Origin of the sequence: Sporosarcina sp. ANT_H38, assembly GCF_008369195.1 — a bacterium.
In the GTDB taxonomy this organism is placed as follows: domain Bacteria; phylum Bacillota; class Bacilli; order Bacillales_A; family Planococcaceae; genus Sporosarcina.
Genome location: NZ_VOBC01000001.1, coordinates 1,002,177 through 1,022,302, shown reverse-complemented (window position 1 = coordinate 1,022,302; position 20,126 = coordinate 1,002,177). Strand labels below are relative to the sequence as shown.

General features: G+C 36.9%; 14 protein-coding genes and 1 pseudogene. All 15 read right to left on the bottom strand.

Going from position 1 to position 20,126, the window contains the following annotated elements; translation table 11 throughout:
- Positions 1-194: 194 nt before the first annotated feature.
- A complete protein-coding gene (locus FQ087_RS22340; protein ID WP_188006635.1) occupies positions 195-1,742 on the bottom strand; it encodes a family 43 glycosylhydrolase in 1,548 nt (515 codons plus the stop codon).
- 173 nt (positions 1,743-1,915) lie between these two features.
- A complete protein-coding gene (locus FQ087_RS04725) occupies positions 1,916-2,686 on the bottom strand; it encodes an AAC(3) family N-acetyltransferase (protein ID WP_149579377.1) in 771 nt (256 codons plus the stop codon).
- Positions 2,687-2,764: 78 nt separating this feature from the next.
- Positions 2,765-4,249: an L-arabinose isomerase gene (araA, locus tag FQ087_RS04720; RefSeq protein ID WP_149579376.1), complete on the bottom strand. Its 1,485-nt coding sequence runs from the start codon at positions 4,247-4,249 to the stop codon at positions 2,765-2,767.
- 22 nt (positions 4,250-4,271) lie between these two features.
- Entirely contained in the window at positions 4,272-5,942 is a 1,671-nt protein-coding gene (locus FQ087_RS04715; RefSeq protein ID WP_149579375.1) for a ribulokinase, read from the bottom strand.
- A gap of 12 nt (positions 5,943-5,954) precedes the next feature.
- Positions 5,955-6,647, bottom strand: a complete 693-nt coding sequence (gene araD, locus FQ087_RS04710) for an L-ribulose-5-phosphate 4-epimerase (protein WP_149579374.1) — start codon at positions 6,645-6,647, stop codon at positions 5,955-5,957.
- 451 nt (positions 6,648-7,098) lie between these two features.
- Entirely contained in the window at positions 7,099-7,437 is a 339-nt protein-coding gene (locus FQ087_RS04705; RefSeq protein WP_149580750.1) for an ABC transporter permease subunit, read from the bottom strand.
- Positions 7,438-7,508: 71 nt separating this feature from the next.
- Positions 7,509-8,431 (bottom strand): annotated as a pseudogene (locus FQ087_RS04700) (sugar phosphate isomerase/epimerase family protein).
- A gap of 31 nt (positions 8,432-8,462) precedes the next feature.
- A complete protein-coding gene (locus FQ087_RS04695; protein ID WP_149579373.1) occupies positions 8,463-9,488 on the bottom strand; it encodes a Gfo/Idh/MocA family protein in 1,026 nt (341 codons plus the stop codon).
- 30 nt (positions 9,489-9,518) lie between these two features.
- Positions 9,519-10,274 carry a sugar phosphate isomerase/epimerase family protein gene (locus FQ087_RS04690; RefSeq protein WP_149579372.1) on the bottom strand — a complete coding sequence of 252 codons (756 nt, stop codon included), beginning with the start codon at positions 10,272-10,274 and terminating at the stop codon, positions 9,519-9,521.
- A gap of 114 nt (positions 10,275-10,388) precedes the next feature.
- Positions 10,389-13,409, bottom strand: coding sequence for a beta-galactosidase, LacZ type (lacZ, locus tag FQ087_RS04685; RefSeq protein ID WP_149579371.1), 3,021 nt, complete (start codon positions 13,407-13,409; stop codon positions 10,389-10,391).
- A gap of 28 nt (positions 13,410-13,437) precedes the next feature.
- Positions 13,438-14,262, bottom strand: coding sequence for a carbohydrate ABC transporter permease (locus tag FQ087_RS04680; protein ID WP_149579370.1), 825 nt, complete (start codon positions 14,260-14,262; stop codon positions 13,438-13,440).
- Positions 14,259-15,071 carry a carbohydrate ABC transporter permease gene (locus FQ087_RS04675; protein ID WP_149580749.1) on the bottom strand — a complete coding sequence of 271 codons (813 nt, stop codon included), beginning with the start codon at positions 15,069-15,071 and terminating at the stop codon, positions 14,259-14,261. Before FQ087_RS04675 ends, FQ087_RS04680 begins: the two co-directional genes overlap by 4 nt.
- A 173-nt stretch (positions 15,072-15,244) precedes the next feature.
- A complete protein-coding gene (locus FQ087_RS04670) occupies positions 15,245-16,534 on the bottom strand; it encodes an ABC transporter substrate-binding protein (protein ID WP_149579369.1) in 1,290 nt (429 codons plus the stop codon).
- A 144-nt stretch (positions 16,535-16,678) separates the two neighbouring features.
- The gene (locus FQ087_RS04665; protein ID WP_149579368.1) at positions 16,679-18,466 is read right to left on the bottom strand and encodes a sensor histidine kinase; all 1,788 of its coding nucleotides are present in this window, start codon (positions 18,464-18,466) and stop codon (positions 16,679-16,681) included.
- On the bottom strand, positions 18,463-20,046 hold the full coding sequence (locus tag FQ087_RS04660) for a response regulator transcription factor (protein WP_149579367.1): 1,584 nt from the start codon (positions 20,044-20,046) through the stop codon (positions 18,463-18,465). Before FQ087_RS04660 ends, FQ087_RS04665 begins: the two co-directional genes overlap by 4 nt.
- Between the last annotated feature and the right edge of the window lie 80 nt (positions 20,047-20,126).

The window sequence follows — 20,126 nt, the reverse complement described above, 5'->3', positions numbered from 1 at the left end:
TTTATTTTAAATTATAGTAGTTAAATTATTGGTTGTCAATGGTATTCAGCTCTTATTATCCCAATATATTCACTATTCATGAATTTCTCACCTTCGTTACTAAGTTTTCAATAGATTAATTTATTATAATCATTGTTTAATTATTCGTATATACCAGAATTGAACGTATAAGTTGAATTTGCCACCTTGAAAATTTATCTACTCTTATTTTTCCTTCTCGTCGCATACAGTGTAGTTGTTATAGCTAATCCAAGGACAATGATGCCTACAGGTACATAAATTCGACTAGCAGGCACAGGTATTTCATCCACATTAATTGCTTCTACAGTTACTTCATCCTTATCCGCTTTCAGCTTTACGCCCTCCAGTCGAAAAGTTGCACGTTCGCTATCTCTTGTTGCGTTCATCATTGTTAACGTCAATTGATTATCCTCATCGTGATACAAATATAAATCATCGCCGTATGCCTGATAGGAGGATGCTTTTTTATCAGCTAAACCCGGAACAACTTGAAATGTTGCTGCTTCTTTAAAACTATCTATTCCGTCATTCTTAGCCATCACTATTTGCTGGTCTTTTCTCTTCATATAAAAACCTGGCTTACTATCCGATTGAAAAGACAGATATGTTTCATGATTATCTGCTAACCCAGGTACGACATGCCATTTATAATTCGTGTTATCCTTTTTTAAAGATGTCACTTGGAGTCCAATTCCCATATGACGCACATAGCGATCCGCATCGCTATAAGCTTGCATTAAATAACTATGATCACTTACACCAGATACAGTTGGCATTATTTTTCGAATGGTTCCATCTGGGTTATAATACATTTTTTCTATCGAAGTCGAGCGCCTAAACTCGCCACCTGTAGGTAAAGTAGCCGCATGATAGATAAAATACCATTGCTCTTCAAACTCAATAATAGCAGGATGGCTTGTCGAACTTCCCGGCAATTTATCCATCAACTTGCCCTTATATGTCCACGGACCTTCAGGACTGTCACTCATCGCATAACCAATCTCTTCTGGATAATTCATTGCATAGGTCAAGTAATACTGCCCATCGTATTCATGAAGCCAAGGTGCTTCCGTATAACCAACTGGCATATTTGCGATTTCTACACGCTCAATAACACCATCCAGTTCGATCATATTGTCGTTCAATTTCACATAATAAAGATGCGTATTTCCCCAATAGAGATAAGCCTGACCACCTTTATCGATAAAAACAGACGGATCAATATCATCCCATGGCACTGTTCCCATATATTCTGGATCTGTAGTCATGCTCGGTGTAATAAGCGGGCCGCCGAGTACATCTTTAAATCCCTTCGCCGGATGATCCGATTGTGCAACACCAATTGAATAACCCGGGTCAGCCGGATCTCCGTTCAATACTGTTACATACCAATAAAATTGACCATCTCTTTCAATCGCTTGGGAAGCCCAAGCACTATCCCTGCGAGCCCACTTAAATTCCGTCCGAGGTAATTGACCTTCAAGCTCCCAGTTCACAAGGTCATCGGAAGAAAATACATTCCATTCTTTAATCATAAAGGTGTTTCCACTAGGTCTTGCTTCATCATGACCCGTATATAGATAAACCTTACCATCATGGACCAATGCAGCTGGATCAGCAGAGAAACGATCTTTAATAATAGGATTATCCGCATGGGCAATCATCGTAAATGATACAAGTGCACACAATACCACCAGAAAAACCGTGATTTTCTTTTCCATGTTCTCCTCCGACTAATAGATTTTATTTATTTGTTGAACATACAAATACAGCTTAGGTACCAAAACTGATTTGAAGAAATTCATTTTTTAAATTTGTATAAGTGCTATCGTTAACATTCCTTTGTACAGAAAAACACAGGGTTATATTAAAATACGGCCCTGTGTTTTTATAATTAGATTAGTACCTCTGCTAATGGTTCATTATCAGAAAACAACTCCGGATTAATAGTCAACATTTCAGTTATATACCGGGTTAGCTTAACAGTGTCGCAAACAAGCACGGTAGCATCGCCAAATTCCCCATACTGAATTGTTCCTTTTTTTGCCAATATACCCTCAACCTTCCAATAGTGTGCTGACCAATCTAAACCATAGTGTCTTCGAGATGGTACAGATATTTCCATTCCATTTGAAAGCACAGTGAATAATTGTTCATAAGCATCAGTCACCCGGTTGGGTATTCCAAGCCACTCCTCCACCCCGTGGATAAATGTATTCCGCCGTAAATCGACACCTATTAACAATATCTTCGCTTCACGGTCTAACAGTTTGCCCCACGATGATTCTCTCGCGCAAGGAGTATCAAAATTTTCATTATCAGCAGTAAACGTTAATGCATCCTCCCCTAGCGCCGCTACTGAATGTGTCGGATGTAAAGAACGAATAACTTTTGGGCGCTTCCTAAACTTCTCAGTTAATATCCCTATATGCGAAGGCGAGCTTTCTACATAAAACTTCGGATTATCTTTGTTGATATATTGCCATGTATGCGTAGGGAAAACGAGTAGACCTTTTGCCATAAAAGCGGACAATGCATCAAGTACTGTATCTGCGCCGTCTTCTACATCACCAATACTTTTCATTGAAGAATGAACGATAACTGTTCCATTCCGGTCAATACCCATTTCCTCTAGCTGCTGTATTAAACTATCTGTTGTATGCATAGTAAAATTACCTCCCCAGAACATACATGTTATAGATTGAGAACACTTATATCATTAGCATTCATTCCATGATGGCCTTTACTGCCAAACAGCCTCACCTAACTTCAATTGATTTCTCAACTGTCTAACGTTCGTATCTTTATCAATCACAATACATTCAATATTAGCCATATCCGCAAACTCATATAATTGATCTGTTGTAACGTTTAAAGAAAATACCGTGTGGTGCGCTCCACCAGCATAAATCCAAGATTCAGTAGCTTCACCTAGCGAAGGTTCCGGTTTCCATAATACCTTTGCCACTGGTAAATTTGGTGTCTCCTCCATTGAATGTTGGGCTTGAACCGCATTGACAACGAGACGATATCTGCCGCCTAATTCAATTAACGAAGCAACAACCGCACTCCCCACTTGTCCATCAAACACTAGGCGGGCTGGATCCTCTTTGCCGCCAATACCAAGAGGTTGAACAACAATACGCGGTTTCGTTGCTGCGATTGTTGGGCAAATTTCTAGCATATGCGAGCCTAATGCCATTTCATTGCCCGGCTCCAAGTGGTACGTATAATCTTCCATAAACGAAGTCCCTTGATTATTGGCAATTATTTTCATCATGCGCAACAATGCCGCTGTTCTCCAGTCCCCTTCCCCCGCAAAACCATAACCTTCCGCCATTAGACGTTGAGCTGCTAATCCCGGCAGCTGTTTCATGCCGTGTAGATCCTCAAAATTAGTGGTAAATGCATTATAATTTCTAGCTGACAAAAATGACTTTAATCCTAATTCAATGCGAGCCTGCTCTAAGATTGAATCTCTTACTGGACCCGGTTCATTCGCTTCCGCTGGTAGCTCATACAACGTCTCATATTCTTTATATAGACTCTCAATGGCATCATTCGATACTATTGCCATTTCTTCTACGAGATCGCCAATACCATAATAATCTACTGTCCAACCAAATTTAATTTGTGCTTCGACTTTGTCGCCATCAGTCACAGCGACATTACGCATGTTATCACCAAAACGCGCCACTCTAATATTCGTGCCTTCCGTAACAGCTACTGCCGTGTTCATCCAGCTAGCTATCTTCTCTGTAACATCTTTATTTGACCAGTGCCCGACGATTACTTTACGCGAGATGTTCATACGTGTTCCGATAAAACCGTATTCACGGTCACCATGTGCAGATTGATTGGTATTCATAAAGTCCATATCAATAGCTTGCCAAGGAATATCGCGATTAAATTGCGTATTCAAATGGAGAAGCGGCTTTTGCAATGCAGCAAGACCAGCAATCCACATTTTTGCCGGAGAAAATGTATGCATCCACGTGATCACACCAGCACAATTTTCATCACTATTCGCTTCCAACATTATTTTCCGGATATCATTCGCATTCGTTAAAATCGTTTTAAACGCAATATTATATGGAAGATTTCCATTTTTATTTAGTTGTTTAGTAATTTCTTTTGAGTTATTTTCCACTTCCAGCAGTGTTTCTTCACCATAAAGGTCCTGACTTCCTGTTAAAAACCAAAATTCATAAGGTTTAATAGCTAGCATAATTATTCCTCCAATTAGTAGATTACTTTACTTCAGATCGAATAGCGCGTAACCGTTTCATCACATCATTTTCTCCACGACCAAAATACTCATGTAGAATCGAATACTCTTGATAGATTTTGTCATAAACAACTACATTTTCAGGGATTGGTGTAATTACTTGATCTTTTATACGCGCCATTTTCTTTGTTGCATCTAATATGGAGTCAAATCCTCCATTTGCAGCTCCAGCAGCAACTGCCCCAAACATCGCAGCTCCTAATGCTGGCGTTTGGAACGAGTCTGCTACTTTAATAACTCGATTCGTGACATCCGCATAGATTTGCATTAATAGTTTATTTTTATGAGGTAATCCTCCACAAACATATAATTCATTGACAGCTAAACCACTATTGGTGAAGGCATCCACAATTTTACGCGTTCCAAATGCCGTTGCTTCAAGTAGTGTTCGGTAAATTTCTTCTGGCTTTGTTTGCAAAGTGATTCCAAGCAGCAGCCCACTAAGATCAGTATCTACTAAAGTGGAACGATTGCCATTCCACCAATCCAATGCCAATAATCCAGTTTCACCAGGTTGATAGTTTGAGGCATTTTTCTCTAACCACTGATGAACATTAAGTCCTTCTTCTTTAGCCGCTAGCTCAACATATTCTGGTACAGCTTGATTGACATACCATTCAAAGATATCTCCGACTGCAGACTGACCTGCCTCATAACCATAGAACCCTGGAATAATTCCGTCTTCAACGACCCCACACATGCCTTCTACTTCTTTCTCTTGTTCCCCTAACAGCAAAGAACAAATGGAAGTACCCATTGTCATAACAAGTTTTCCAGGCTCAGCTACACCCATTGCCGGGACAGAGACATGCGCATCGACATTGCCGACGGATACCGCCATTCCAACATTCAATCCAATGAGCTCGGCCATTTCTGCAGTCAGCCCGCCCGCTTTCGTTCCAATCGACACAACCTCACCACGAAGTTTCGTATCCGTTAGATTTTCTAAACGAGGATCAAGCGCTTTAAAGAATTCCTTACTTGGATAACCATCTTTTTTATGCCAGATTGATTTATAACCCGCCGTACAGCTATTGCGAACTAAATTGCCCGTCAGCTTTGAGGTCACCCAATCAGTTGCTTCAACAAAGCGATCAGTTTGCTCATATATATCTGGTGCTTCATTTAAGATTTGCCAAATTTTAGCTATCATCCACTCTGAGGAAATCTTTCCTCCATATCTTTGTAAAAAGGCTTCTCCTCTTTGTTCTGCAATGGCATTCAACTTGTTGGCTTCATCTTGTGCCGCATGGTGTTTCCATAACTTTAGCCAACTATGCGGATTGTCTTTTAACGCCGGATTATTCGATAAAGGCTCTCCTTCTCCATCAATCGGTAGCATCGTGCACGCAGTAAAATCGATGCCCAGCCCAACAATATCATCTGGATTAACGCCCGATTGTTGTAAAACAGCAGGAATTGAGTTCTCTAATACCTCTAGATAGTCTTGTGGATGTTGTAAAGCCCATTCATAGTCTAATTCAATATCCGTTCCAGGCAACTTTTCATCTATTACACCATGACGATAAGGTGTTACATGGTCAGCAATTTCTCGCCCGTTTTCTAATGAAACAAGCACTGCACGACCAGATTGAGTACCATAATCAACACCAATTGCATACTTTTCAGTCATTTATTAGCCCCCTTAGTTCTTTTGTCCATAATAAGCCTTTGCTCCATGTTTTCTAAGATAATGTTTATCCAAAAGCGTTTGGTCCATATCAGGTGTGTTCGGATTCAATTGATACATTTGTAAAGCCATTTTTGACACTTCTTCTAACACAACTGCATTATGCACCGCTTCTTCAGGGTCTTTCCCCCAAGAAAAAGGTGCATGACTATGTACAAGCACACTTGGTACTTCATTTGGATTGATTTCTTTAAAAGTCTCAATAATTACATTTCCCGTTTCATATTCATAGGCCCCATTTATTTCGTCCTCAGTCATTACCCGCGTACAGGGAATTGTGCCGTAAAAGTAATCCGCATGGGTCGTACCTAAAGCTGGTAAACTTCTTCCCGCTTGAGCCCAACTTGTTGACCATGGTGCATGCGTATGAACAACTCCACCAATGTCAGGAAAGTTTTTATATAAGACAAGATGAGTTGGCGTATCAGACGATGGTTTTAATTTTCCTTCTACAATCTTGCCATCAAAATCAACAACAACCATATCTTCTTTTTTCAACTCATCATAAGGTACCCCACTTGGTTTGATGACAATAAGATTGTCCCGCCTGCTGATACCGCTTACATTCCCCCATGTAAGAGTAACTAGATTATGTCTGGGTAATGCTAAATTTGCATCTAGCACCTTTTGCTTCAAATCTTCTAGCATATTCACATCCACCTTTCTGATTTTATATATACGTACATGTCGTCGCATCTATCTTCATGTTAATATAAAACGTACGTACAATCAACGTTTTTTTGAAAAATATAAATTTAATAGAGGCGTTGCTTGTCTATCCGTGTGGCGGCTTCATGCCAATTCTTTCATTTATTAATTCACTCACAGAACTAATTTTATGATTGAGAGTACATGTCTATCAATAACTTTTGATTTTAAAGCCCTTTTTATCACACTATTCTTATTTATAATATTATCACTTCGGTTTAATTTATTGGAATTATTCAATACCTACCACAAACACTCCTCTCCCTAAATAATAAATAAAGACTCGCCAGTATTCAGGCAAGTCATTGAATGAATCTATTCTTTATTTTCCAACCGCTGTCTCACTATCAATAACAACCTATTCACTATCGACTCTATTCGTAAATCCAACTTATTGATCCATCGTGACATGATTTATTATTGTTCCGAGATTGTATTTTTTTAGCATTACTTCTAATGACAATGACCCATTAGCATGCAGTCCATACCCTAACAACATATAAAAAGTGAAGACTAAACCACTAAGCGACGCACAAAAACCGCTGATTGTATAGATCACTATTTTTGTTTTCCCTATCGGTAGTCCTATTAACACAGCAGACTGCTCACTCCCACCAGTAGCATACATATTACGCCCAAATCTAGTATAATGCCCGATAAATACAGCAATAATAACAACAAGTAAAGCAAGATATACTCTCTCATGATTCGGTCTGACACAGTTTTCTATTGACTAATTTTTCATCAAAAAAGTTGCGATTCATGAACAATAAATTCATATATCGCAACTACTTATTTGCTTTACACCCACCACATATCCGCAGGTTGATCTTTTATTAGAACTGTCTTTAGATTAGTGACGGCACGAGAAAATCATTCGTCTACGGACATCAATGGATCTTCATGTTCAATGCACACAACTTATTCATAGCAATAAGTGCGCAAAGTACTCATCATATCTGACCACTCTTGAATACTATACCGCAACCAACAGAAGGGAATGTACATGATTGCACATCTCCGTAAGGCTGCATATATGTTAAAGCATTCATATTGTAATGAATGATATTTTCTTTTCCTACTATCTTAATCGTTGCGACTGGGTCGATCCCTTGCCATTAAAGATGACTTGGATCTAGGTTCGCACCAATTGCCGGCGAAGTTGCTTCTCTTAATTTCAACAATGTAAATGGTGTGTGTACTGAGAATCCACCATGTAATTCAAATCCGATTTTCACACCGTAATCTTCTATGAACTTGCCTACGTCTTTTCAAAAAGGAAAGAGTTTTGTACCTATTGGTAGTTGTAAATATCCGAGTACTCAGTCAGCCATGGATAAATTGGCCAGTTCGACTGTTTAGATTCTTCATGCGAGCCCGGTGTTCCTGAAAATGTGTTAACAACGGGTACATCTAGTAACTATGCAAGTTTAATCTTTTTCACAAGTGTTTCATGCTCATATTGTGCCACTTGTTTAGTATGGTCAAACCATTTTATAATGACAGCTAAAGGCACTAATTGTTAAGTCACATGATTGTAATTTGCCTAAATATTCCTTACGTTTGTCTCCGCTCGCAAGAAGCTCATCGATATTACAATGGGCATCTCCTGGTTTGCCACCTGTCCTAATTTCAATAACTTGTAGACCCGCTGCTTGTACATAATCTAGCATTTCTTCAAATGGCTTTTTAGAAAACAAAACTGCGAAAACGCTTAAATTCATTGATAAACCTTTCTTATTAACTAGATATACTTCAAACCCTTACAATCTTTTTACTTTCACTAGACCTTAAAACTGCCAAAACAACTTCTAATGATTTTAATCCTTCTTCTCCAGACACGGGCACCTCTGTATCATTCAGGACCGCTGATACAAAATGATCAATCACATGCGAAGTATGTTGCCCACCTTCTTCATTTGTTTGAATGGCTCCTAATTCATAATTTACAACTTCACCCTTTGTATATTGTACGATAAGCGAATACTTTGGATCATCTTCCAATCGCAGAATTGCTTTTTCTCCGTAAATAATCGTTGAATTATCTGATTCCGCTGTGTACGCCCAACTTGCTGTTAGTGTACCTATAATTCCCGATTCAGTCTTTAAGATACAAACAGCGTTATCATCAATATCTGTATCTTTTTTTGCATTTGTTTCAACAAATCCAGCTACTTCAATAATTTCCTCACCCAAGATATAGCGCATCAAATCTGTTTTATGGACACCTAAATCACCCATCGCCCCAATAAACGCTTTATCTTTATTAAAAAACCAACTTTCACGTCCATCTATGCTCCATCTTTCTGGCCCCGGATGACCAAATGCAGTACGGAAACTGTAAATCTTACCTAATTCTCCACTTACAATGAGTGCCTTCGCTTTCTCATGGGAAGAAACAAAGCGTTGATTATGTCCAATCATAAGCTTTTTATTATTATTACTTGCTGCTTCAATCATCTGTTTTCCCTCTTCATAAGAGGTAGCCATAGGTTTTTCGCATAATACATGCTTGCCTGTATTTAATGCGGCAATCGAAACAGGTGCATGCAAATAGTTTGGTAAACAAACACTTACTGCATCAATACTCTCATCGGCAAGTAAATCTTCATAATTTTTATATGCTTTCGCATTATACCTTTCTGCTACTTCATTCACCCGATCTTCCACTATGTCACAAACTGCAACAATTTCTACTTTTTCATTTGTCGAATACTCCGGAAGATGACGGAACTTAGCAATACTCCCACATCCAATTACACCTATTTTCAGTTTACCCATATCCAATTTCCTCCCCGTATCCAAGTCATATTACTTATCGAACATCGCACACATTTCCTTTGCATTTTGTGTTGCACTTTCTACTGGATCTTGTGTGAAATGTTCTTGTTCAGCAATAAACCACTTTACGTTGTGCGCTTTCCCTTTTTGAATGTACTCGGGTAGCGGCAGTGTTCCCGTACCAAGCTCCGTAGAAATATGCTCATTGTCTACAACTTTCATATCTTTAATATGCAAAGAAACAACACGTTCAGCATACTTCTCGATAATTTCTAATGGATTATTTTCTGTACAAGCCGCCCAGAAACAATCCAACTCTATTTTCAAATGTTCTTCAGCAGTATTCTCAAATAGAATATCAAAACCAGTTTTCCCATCAAACACATCAAATTCAAAGTCATGGTTATGATAGGCTAATGTAAATCCTGCAGCATGAACTTTTCGGCCTATGTCATTTAGTCGTTTCGCCGTTCGTTTGTAATCATCTTCAGTCAATCGCATATTTTCCTGTAAAAAAGGAATGATAATTAAATCATTTTCGATTGTTTCATGGTATTTCAATGTTTCTTCAAGGTTATTTTCAAGTTGTTCAATTTGAACATGGGCACCAGCAACTTTAATCCCTACTTCAACCAATTTGCCTTTCACTTCTTCGGCCGTATGATCGAAGAATCCAGCAAATTGTATACCTGTATAGCCCATCTTCGCTACCTTTTCAATCATCCCCAATAAATCCTTTTCCACTTCTTCACGAATCGACCAAAATTGTAAACCTATGTTTCGCATGTTTTTCCTCCTTTTAAATTTTATAGTTCATTTCTATTTTTGATTTTATCATTAACAAATTCCATACGTATTGCCCTGCATAATCACAGTCTGCAGGGCAATATTACCAGCAAATTATTTAGGTTCAATCATGAACTCAAAGTATATTTCTTTTTCTGCATTAATTCTATATTCTTCATGTACAGGTGCGCCCCAACTATCATCACCACCCACCCCCATTTGTTTACCAGCGATGGTAACGACTGTGTAATGAATAGTTGGCAATTCATAATGATGAGAAGCATTTTCTAATTCAAACGCTGTATAAGGTGAAATATTGCATTCAATTGGTTTATCTGTAGATGAAATCCTGATGCCAACTCCTTCGTTATTGGTTACATCTACCCTGCGGACACCAGTCCTATTACCCGATTCTTGCGGAGTCGCATAAGCAGCTATATTAGCTGACACCTTATTTCCAAATACCCCTAATCTAACACCATTTGCACGATCGACATAATTTTCTTCTGGACCATTCGCATACCAGTCAAGCTCATGATAATCAGCAGACATTTTAAATGAAATTCCAAATAGCGGCATGTCTGGCAACCCAGTGACCCCCTGATAGGATGAACATACTTTAATAAGTCCGTCGGCATAAACTGTGTAAGAAACTTTGATTTTTATAGCCGAATCTATTGCCAATGCATAATCAAAACTAATAGTTGCATATGTTTTCTCATCTTGTACATTGAATCCAATACATTTTCGACCTAGACTAGCTGCATACCATTCACTCATTTCAAAGCCTGTTTGATTGCCCCGGTCATTGTCCGTGAGCGCTCGCCAAAATAGCGGAGCAGGCGCTTGCTCAATCATTTCCTTGCCGGCATATTTGAGTGAAATAAGTGATGCCATTTTAAGTGAGAATATAGCACTGAAACTTTCTCCATGGACACCAATATTAACGTCGCCTTTGACTACATTTACTATCCCCTTTGGAATAATAAAGTCTCGTTTACCTTCTTGAAATATATGCTCTCCAAAAGAAAGTTCAAAGTCTTGATCTGCCCAAATTGTCTTGTTTTTCAATAAAAGTGCAGTCTGAATCACATATTCACCATTCATATTCAATTCTGATGGAAAATCTAATTCAATGTACTCTTCGCTTCCTGGCTCAATATTCACTTGTTTTTGAGCACGGTATAATTGCTGTCCTTCAAATGTTAAACGATATTCCAATACTAAATCACTTGTATCTTGGAATAATCGATCATTGATGATTTTCACACCATTACGATCAGGTATAAGCTTTATATCTTGGTATAAAAAGCGTACTTCTTGCATTTTAGGTGACAGTTCGCGATTCGCATAAATAATACCATTAAAACAGAAGTTATAATCTGTTGGTCTATCACCAAAATCACCACCATACGCCAAGAATTCCTGTCCATAACGGTCCTTTATTACAAGGCCTTGGTCAATATAATCCCAAATGAATCCACCTTGATACATCGGATATTTACGTTCGAGATCTGTATATTTGTTCATCCCACCAAGTGAGTTCCCCATCGCATGCATATATTCACAGCTGATATACGGTTTATCTGGGTTATTCAATAAATACTTCTCAATATCAGCTGGTTTTGTATACATTTGGCTTTCCATGTCACTTGTCTCACTGTAATTCCGATCATAAAATACACCTTCATAATGAACTAATCGACTTTCATCAACTTCTTTAAAATAGCGTGTCACATTCAGTATGACTTCACCAGCATGTGATTCATTACCACATGACCAAATCAAAATCGAAGGGTGATTTTTATCACGTTCGAACATTGAAACCGCCCTATCCATTACAATGTTTTGCCATTCCGGAAGATTACCCGGGATCAGCCAAGAAGGTTCGATTACATTCATTTTCTGCCAAGTTCCATGTGTTTCTAAGTTCATTTCATCAATTACATAAATACCGTATTGATCACAAAGTTCGTACCAATAACTTTGATTTGGATAATGAGCTGTTCTAACTGCATTAATATTATTTTGTTTGAGCGTTTTAATGTCCCAAAGCATATCTTGTTTTGTCACTACTCTCCCGCTATGACAATTAAACTCATGCCGATTGACACCCTTAAACAGAATCCGCTTACCATTTAATTGCATAATTTTATTCTTCATTTCAAAACGACGGAATCCAACATTTTGAGGAATGACTTCTATTAATGTTCCTAATTGATCATAAAGCTTAATATAAACTTGATATAAATATGGATTTTCTGCACTCCATAACAGTGGATTTTCAACAGACAACTTCAATGAACCACTCGTACTAAATTGTGTTTGATCGACTACTTCTATAACTTTATGATCCGCATCCTCTAATTCAAGCGATACTCTTATATCTTGGTCAGTAGCAACTTTGAGATCTATTTCTAAAACCGCATTTGTATAGGTATCATCAAGATGAGTATGCACATGCACATCATCTGCATGTATAGAGGGTTTGCTATATAGATATACGTCTCTAAAAATTCCTGAAAAACGCCAAAAATCTTGGTCTTCTAACCAACTTCCCGTACTTCTCTGATAGACTTCAACAGCTAATTTGTTTCCACCTACCTGTAAATATGGTGTAAGTTCAAAATTTGCTGGTGTAAAACTATCTTCACTATAGCCAACAAACTCTCCATTTAGCCATACATAAAATGCTGTCTCAACACCTTGAAAAGAAATGAACAAGGGTTGATCTTGCATGTTTTCAGGTACTGTAAATGTTTTCAAATAACTACCTACTGGGTTATCATCAACAGGGATCTCAGGTGGACGAATTTCATCATAGCCATCCCATGGATACATTGTGTTTACATAGTGTGGTCGTCCAAATCCTTGTAATTGAATATGTCCTGGAACTTGAATCGTATTCCATCCTTTAGCATCATAATCGGATTCGTAAAATTGTTCTATACGACTCCTGGGATTAACAGCGTAACTAAATTTCCACGTTCCATTTAAACTATGTCGGAAATTCATTTCCCCTTTTTTTCGTGCCTCCTCCATCGTGGCATAATACTGATGATCTGAATGCGCGGTTACGCGATTAACAGCAAATACTTCTACATCTGTAAGCCAATCTATACTTGGTTTCTTCATTAAATGTACACTCCTTATCTATAATTGATTACTTCACTGACCCCATCATTCCAGCCACAAAGTGTTTCTGCATCACGAAAAAGATCAGTGCCGTCGGTAATGTTGCAATTACAATTGTTAACATAATTACACCGTAATCAGGTGCATAACTTGAACCCAAGTTAGATATAAGTAATGGAATTGTTTGTTTCTCAGGTGATTGTAAAACAACTAGCGGCCACAAGTAATTATTCCAGCTATTCATAAAAGTAATAATAGCAGCAGCAGCATACGTCGTTTTCATTGTTGGCATATATATACGGAAGAATATACCTAGTTCACTCAAACCATCAATTCTGCCAGCTTCAATCAATTCCCTGGAGAACATTTTAGTATTTTGCCTGAAAAAGAAAATAAGAAATGCAGTTGTTATCGTAGGCAACATAACAGATACTAATGTGTCCATTCCTATGAAAGGCGCTACTTGTGATAGCGAACCGAACATCCGGTATAACGGAACCATCAATGCAGCAAATGGAATCATCATTGATATTAATAAAATATTAAATACAATGTCCTTTGCCTTACTGCGATATACTTCAAAGCCATAACCAGCTAATGAGGCTATTATCAATGACAGGACTGTTGTTGACACCGAGATGATTGCTGAATTTGTTAATGCTTGAGCAATATCAACCGTTTCAATTAAGTTTTTAAAGTTTTCAAGTAAGTGGCTTCCAGGAAATAATCTACCTTTTGACACCTCAACCGACTTATTTGTCGCACTGATAATCATCCAGAAAAACGGGAAAATAGAAATAATCGCGGCACATGTTAAAAATAGATATGTAAATATTCTTTTTACATTCTTCATTTTTTATCACCTGCTAACTTAAACTGTAGAGCGGCAAATAGTACGATAATCACAACCACAAAGTAAGAGACCGTCGCAGCATAGCCAAAGTCTGGTGTATACTTAAAGGAGAGATTATAAATATATTGAGATATTGATGTGGTCGAATTACCTGGACCACCTTTCGTAATGTTCATTACTTCATCAAATATCTGTAACGTCCCTATTGTTGATGTAATTGATGTAAATAAAATGATTGGTTTCAACATTGGTATTGTAATTTTGAAAAACTGTTGAAACGAGGAAGCTCCATCAATTCTTGCTGCTTCATATATTGAATGATCAATATTTTGTAGACCAGATAAATAAAAAATCATATTATAGCCTGTCCATCGCCATGTAATCGCAATAATAATTGCGACCTTTGCCCATAATGGATCCGTCAACCAATTAATTCCCTCTGGTACGATTGATAAATTAAGTAATAGTTTGTTTATGATTCCATCTACCGCAAATAAATCTTTAAAGATGACAGAATATGCAACAAGCGATGTAACGCAAGGTAAAAATATTGCGATACGGAAAAAACTTTTAAATTTTAATTTTGGATCATTTAAGAGAACAGATAAAAATAATCCTAATAGAATCATTATAGGAACTTGCACTATTAGAAAAATAAAAGTGTTTTTAAAAGCAGCAATAAATGTAGGATCGGAAAAGACGCGTTTATAGTTAGCTAACCCTACAAAGCTTAAATTTGTGCCTGCCCCCGATTGGAGTGAGAGGATGAATGCCTGAATCATCGGATAAAAATAAAACACACTGATCATAAAAGTAGAAATCCCAACAAATGTCCACCCAGTCAATTTGGTTTTAGTTCTACCTTTCACTTTAAATCACTTCCTTATTTAGAATGAAAACCTTAAACAATTGATCTGAACAGGTCGTTTAAATTGGACCGTTTTAGCAATCAATTGCTTAAGGCTTATCGTTTTTTTACATATTAATTAAGTTGTGCCTCTGCCTGTTTCTGAGCGTTACTCAAGACAGAGTCAATATCTTTACCATTTAAGTAGTTTTGCATTTCAACAGTAATAATATCGTCAATTGCATACGTGTGCATTCCATAGTTAATACCTGGGATTTCTTCCATCCACGACGCAAAGTTTGCAATTGTTTTCTGTCCACTAAAGAATTTGTCTTCTGCAGCATAAGCATCATTTTCTGCTGCAGGTTTGTACGTACCAATTGCGCCAACTTCACTCACAAGCTTTTCATACATCTCACTATTAGAGCCAAATGTTTTACCTAAGAAATCAGCTGCTTGCTCGGCACCCGGGATATTTAGCACATACCATGAACTTCCTCCCAAATTCGAAGCATTTACTCCACCAGGAACATTTAATTTAGGTATTGGGACAACTGCCCATTTTCCAGATTGCGATTCCTCAGCCTTTATTGAAGGTGTAATCCAATTTCCTGTTGGTACAGTAACTACATCTCCACTATTAAAGCCTGTTAGAAATTGGTTCCAATCAGAGTGCGGCTTTAAGATATTTGTGTCTATCATTTCTTTATAAACTTCAAATGCCTCTTTTAGTGCTGCATTATCTACAAGGTTAGGCGTTACACCATCTTCTTTCACATACCAAGAGCCTGCTGATTGAATCATGACTCGGATAAGACCAAGATCATTAGGATCTATAGTAAGGAATGTTTTCCCTGTAACTTCTTTCACCTTTTTCCCAATCTCGATATATTCTCTCCAATCAATTCCTTCTAAGTCTTCTACTGAATAACCCGCTTCCTTCAAGTAATCAGTACGAACGTACAAACCAGTTACACCCGTATCAAAAGGAAGGCCATAGTTTTTACCCTCAGAACTTGTTGGGGCAATTTTATATTCTGCAAAGTCTGATGCATTAAATGAATCTGTTAATTCATAAAACAAATCAGGGAAAGACTTTAAGAAACTTTGTGCCCGGTAATCTTCAATTAAAACAATATTAGGTAATCCTTTCGTTGTACCTGAACCTAATGCTGTATTTAATTTTTGAATAATATCATCTTGTGCATTTTCAATAATTTTGACAGTAAGATCTGGATTTTCTTGTTTGTAAGTTTCTTTTGCAATTTCTAACGCGGCAATGTTAAATTTGGGATCCCATGCCCATACTGTAACTTCATCAGTATCTTCATTTCCACCTTTACTTTCACTTCCTTTTGAATCCGGTGATGAAGAACAAGCTACCAATAATATACTAATTAAAAATAACATGAATATCTTTTTCATTGCCCTAACCCTCCCCTGCTATAGTTGAAAGCGCTTTCTACAATCAATTTTACACATAAAAAATAGGGACTGTTAGGATAATATCTATCTGAAATCGCACTTTTTACAGTTTTCTTAATTATCAGCCATTAATAATTTGGACTTTCATTGTAAATTAGGATTATTTCTAGATTCTATAATTGGTAAACGAATCCTAACCTTTGTTCCTTCCCCTAACGGACTGGTTATTTCCACACCGTATGTTTCTCCATACAATAATTTAATCCTTTCATTGACATTTTTCACTCCGATACCACTAAATAATTGTCGCTTACTTTTGTAGCTGGGCATCTGTTTTTCAAGATTTGTCTCCATTCCATCGCCATTATCAACAATTTCACAGATAAGCGAATCTCGCTCTCGTCCAATCATTATATGAATAAATCCCGAATTTTTTTTATTAAATGCATGAAAAAATGCATTTTCAATAAAAGGCTGAATGATTAACTTTGGAAGTTGGTAAGATAAACAATCGGGAGTTATGTAGTAATTAACCCTAATCTGTTCCCCATACCGGGCCTGATTAATGAACGTGTAGTCTTTCATATTTGTTAATTCCTGTTCCACTGTATTCGTCTCACTAATATTTCCTATTGTATTTTGCAATAAGGAAATAAGTTTATTAATCATTTCGGCTGCCTTCTCTTTATCCCCTTGTTTTACCATAATCTTTATGGATGCCAGCGTATTATATAAAAAATGCGGATTAATTTGTTGCTGTAGTGCAGCTAACTCCGCATTACGTTGCTTTTTTTGAGTTGCAATCAATTCCCTAACATATTCATGAAGTTCATCAAGCATAAAATTAAACGCAGTCCCGACCTGTTTCGTTTCATAACTACCTGAAACGGTGACATAATGATCAAAATTGGATTTCGCAATATTATTAATTTGATTAACAAGACCCGTTAGTGATCTTGTTAGTCTCCTGGAAATAAAATAAATAAATAGCGAAGCAATACTGGCGGTTAAAATACTGATGAGAACTATTGATTTCTTATCAATGATTTTATCCATAACAAGTTTTCGATCTATTAAGTTGACCAAATATAAATCCAGTGATGGTAGATATTCAGTCAGCACAATCTGTTCTCTTTCTAAGAACTCAATATCCTTATAATTCAAATCGAGTTTCTCAATCTCTTGTGCATGATTGAGTAATCCGAGTTCTTTTTGTCCAATTAACTCCGTACGATTGCTCGAAACAATCATTCCTGCTCCATTTATAATCGCAACATCGTTGCCTTGACTTGTATAGCTTGTATAAAATTGTCGGAATTCAAGTTCCTGCATAGTAATATACATGACTCCATAGATTTCTCCACTATTTCTATCTATCAGCGCTTTCGAAGCAATAATTGCTGGTTTTTTTAATGAATCCGTATATAGATCATCATAGTGATATGACAATACTTTTGGATTATCAAGTGCATTTAGTGTGATTCTATGATCTGGTAGTGCCTTTTCTGTGATTGACCAATATATACGATTGGTGGAAAAGTTACGCCCATTTACACCCAACACTGTAATTCCGGTATCGTAAGTATCTAAGTGAGTCCGAATTCGATTCATCTGCACACTCATATTGAAATAGGACTCCGACATTTCGAGGGTATTGGTATCACTTTCAGTAAGGAACTTTTTAACTGTCCCACTTTGTTCAATATTATTAATTGTATTCACAACAGAATAATTAAAGTTTTCCACACTCTCCTGGATTGTTGCGAGTACTTTTGAATTTGTTATGCTAAACGTTTCTGTAAATAACTTTTTCGACATCTGAAATGTACTAAATGTAATCGTAATCGTAATCGCAATAATACTAATGAACATTACAAGAAATATCTTGGTTAATAACCCATAATTATTTATTCGCTCAATAAGTTTCGTCATTTTCCCCTCTTCTTCGTACTGGAATATTGTCTGCGATAGCTACTTGGTGAAACACCTATAGAACTTTTAAACACTCTACAAAAATAGCTATGATCAGAGTAGCCCACTAGCATACTAATTTTAGCTATTGAAACCTCTTCCTTTTGCAACAGTTCAATAGATTTTTCAATCCGTACTTGTTTTAAATATTCACTAAAACTTTGATTGTTATTTTCACTAAAGTAATTTGATAAATACGATGGATTGTAATGGAATTTTTTTCCCATATCTGTTAAATTAAGTGATTCTGCGTAATTTTCATTAATATAATCTAATAACTTTTTCATATTATTCTGATTCGGATTGGTTAGTGTTAGTTCAATCGCAGCTTTTGCTTTCGTTAAAAATTCATCTAATAATGATAAAGCTTCTTTTACATTCAATGCACCCTCAATTGAGGATATATAAGAATACTTTTCCTCTTCCAAGCTTCTGCTGTTATTCTCCATATTTCCAAAAAGAATCGTTACATTGAAAATGATATTCCCTACCAAGGACTTAAATGAGAACTCATCTGTTGTATATTGGTGAGCAAGGTCTTCAATGTACGCCTCCAAATATAAAAATGCCGCCTCAAACTGTTGACGTTGAAATAATTTAGTGAACTTCGTTAATTGAAAAGGCTCATTAACTTGTCGAACGCTCGGGATTTCATCATAAATCATTAACAATGTATCTGGTAAGTAAAAATGATATTGAATAAGAGGTAGTAATTTCTCTTGATAAACTTGCTTTAACTCAAGAAAATCAATGAAAGGCTCTGTTAATGCCCAGCCAACTTTAGTATCAACAAATGTAAGTGACATAGATAACATCTTAATAAATTCCTTAATTGAATGTAATTGATTCAGTTCGAAATTAAACATAAAAGCCATAATGTTTAAATTGACTGGTAATCGATGTATTTCAATATGCGTAAAATCACTTTTCACTCTTTCTTCAATTTCCTCAATTAATGGCCGAATCATACTTTTTTTATGATTTGTGTGAGCTCTAATGTCAATCCCTAGTAAACAGAAGTGACTGTGTGTAAAAATGTTTCCTATAAGTCCCGGATCTTCGTCTAATCCAAAACCCGTCATCACTCTATCTATGATATTCTCAATTGAAACTGTCACATCCCCACCACTATTATCAACTAATACAACTCCCGGAATTTTATAAGCTGCTTGTTTAAGTGTCTTTAGTAGGTCAGCGCCTTCCAATTGTGGTTTAAGTATATAATCGGATATACCAAGCTGAAATGTAGAACGTACATAATTAAAATCTCCAAAGCTGCTCAAGATAATAATTTCAATTTGTGGATAATCCTCCTTGATTGCTTTTGTCAATTCTACTCCATCCATAACCGGCATCACCATGTCTGAGATTACTATATGTGGACGAAAAGTTTCAATTAAATCGAGTGCCTCTTCACCATTCGTTGCTTCACCGATAATTTGAAAGCCCTCTTTTTCCCAATTAATAGAATGTTTAATTCCTTTTCGAATTAGAAGTTCGTCGTCAACAATCAATACTTTACACCATTTATGTACCGACATAATCCATCCCCCTCTTGCAAAGCAACAACATGATAATATATTTATCTCTACTCAACTATATCACTTCTAACTGAATTTTC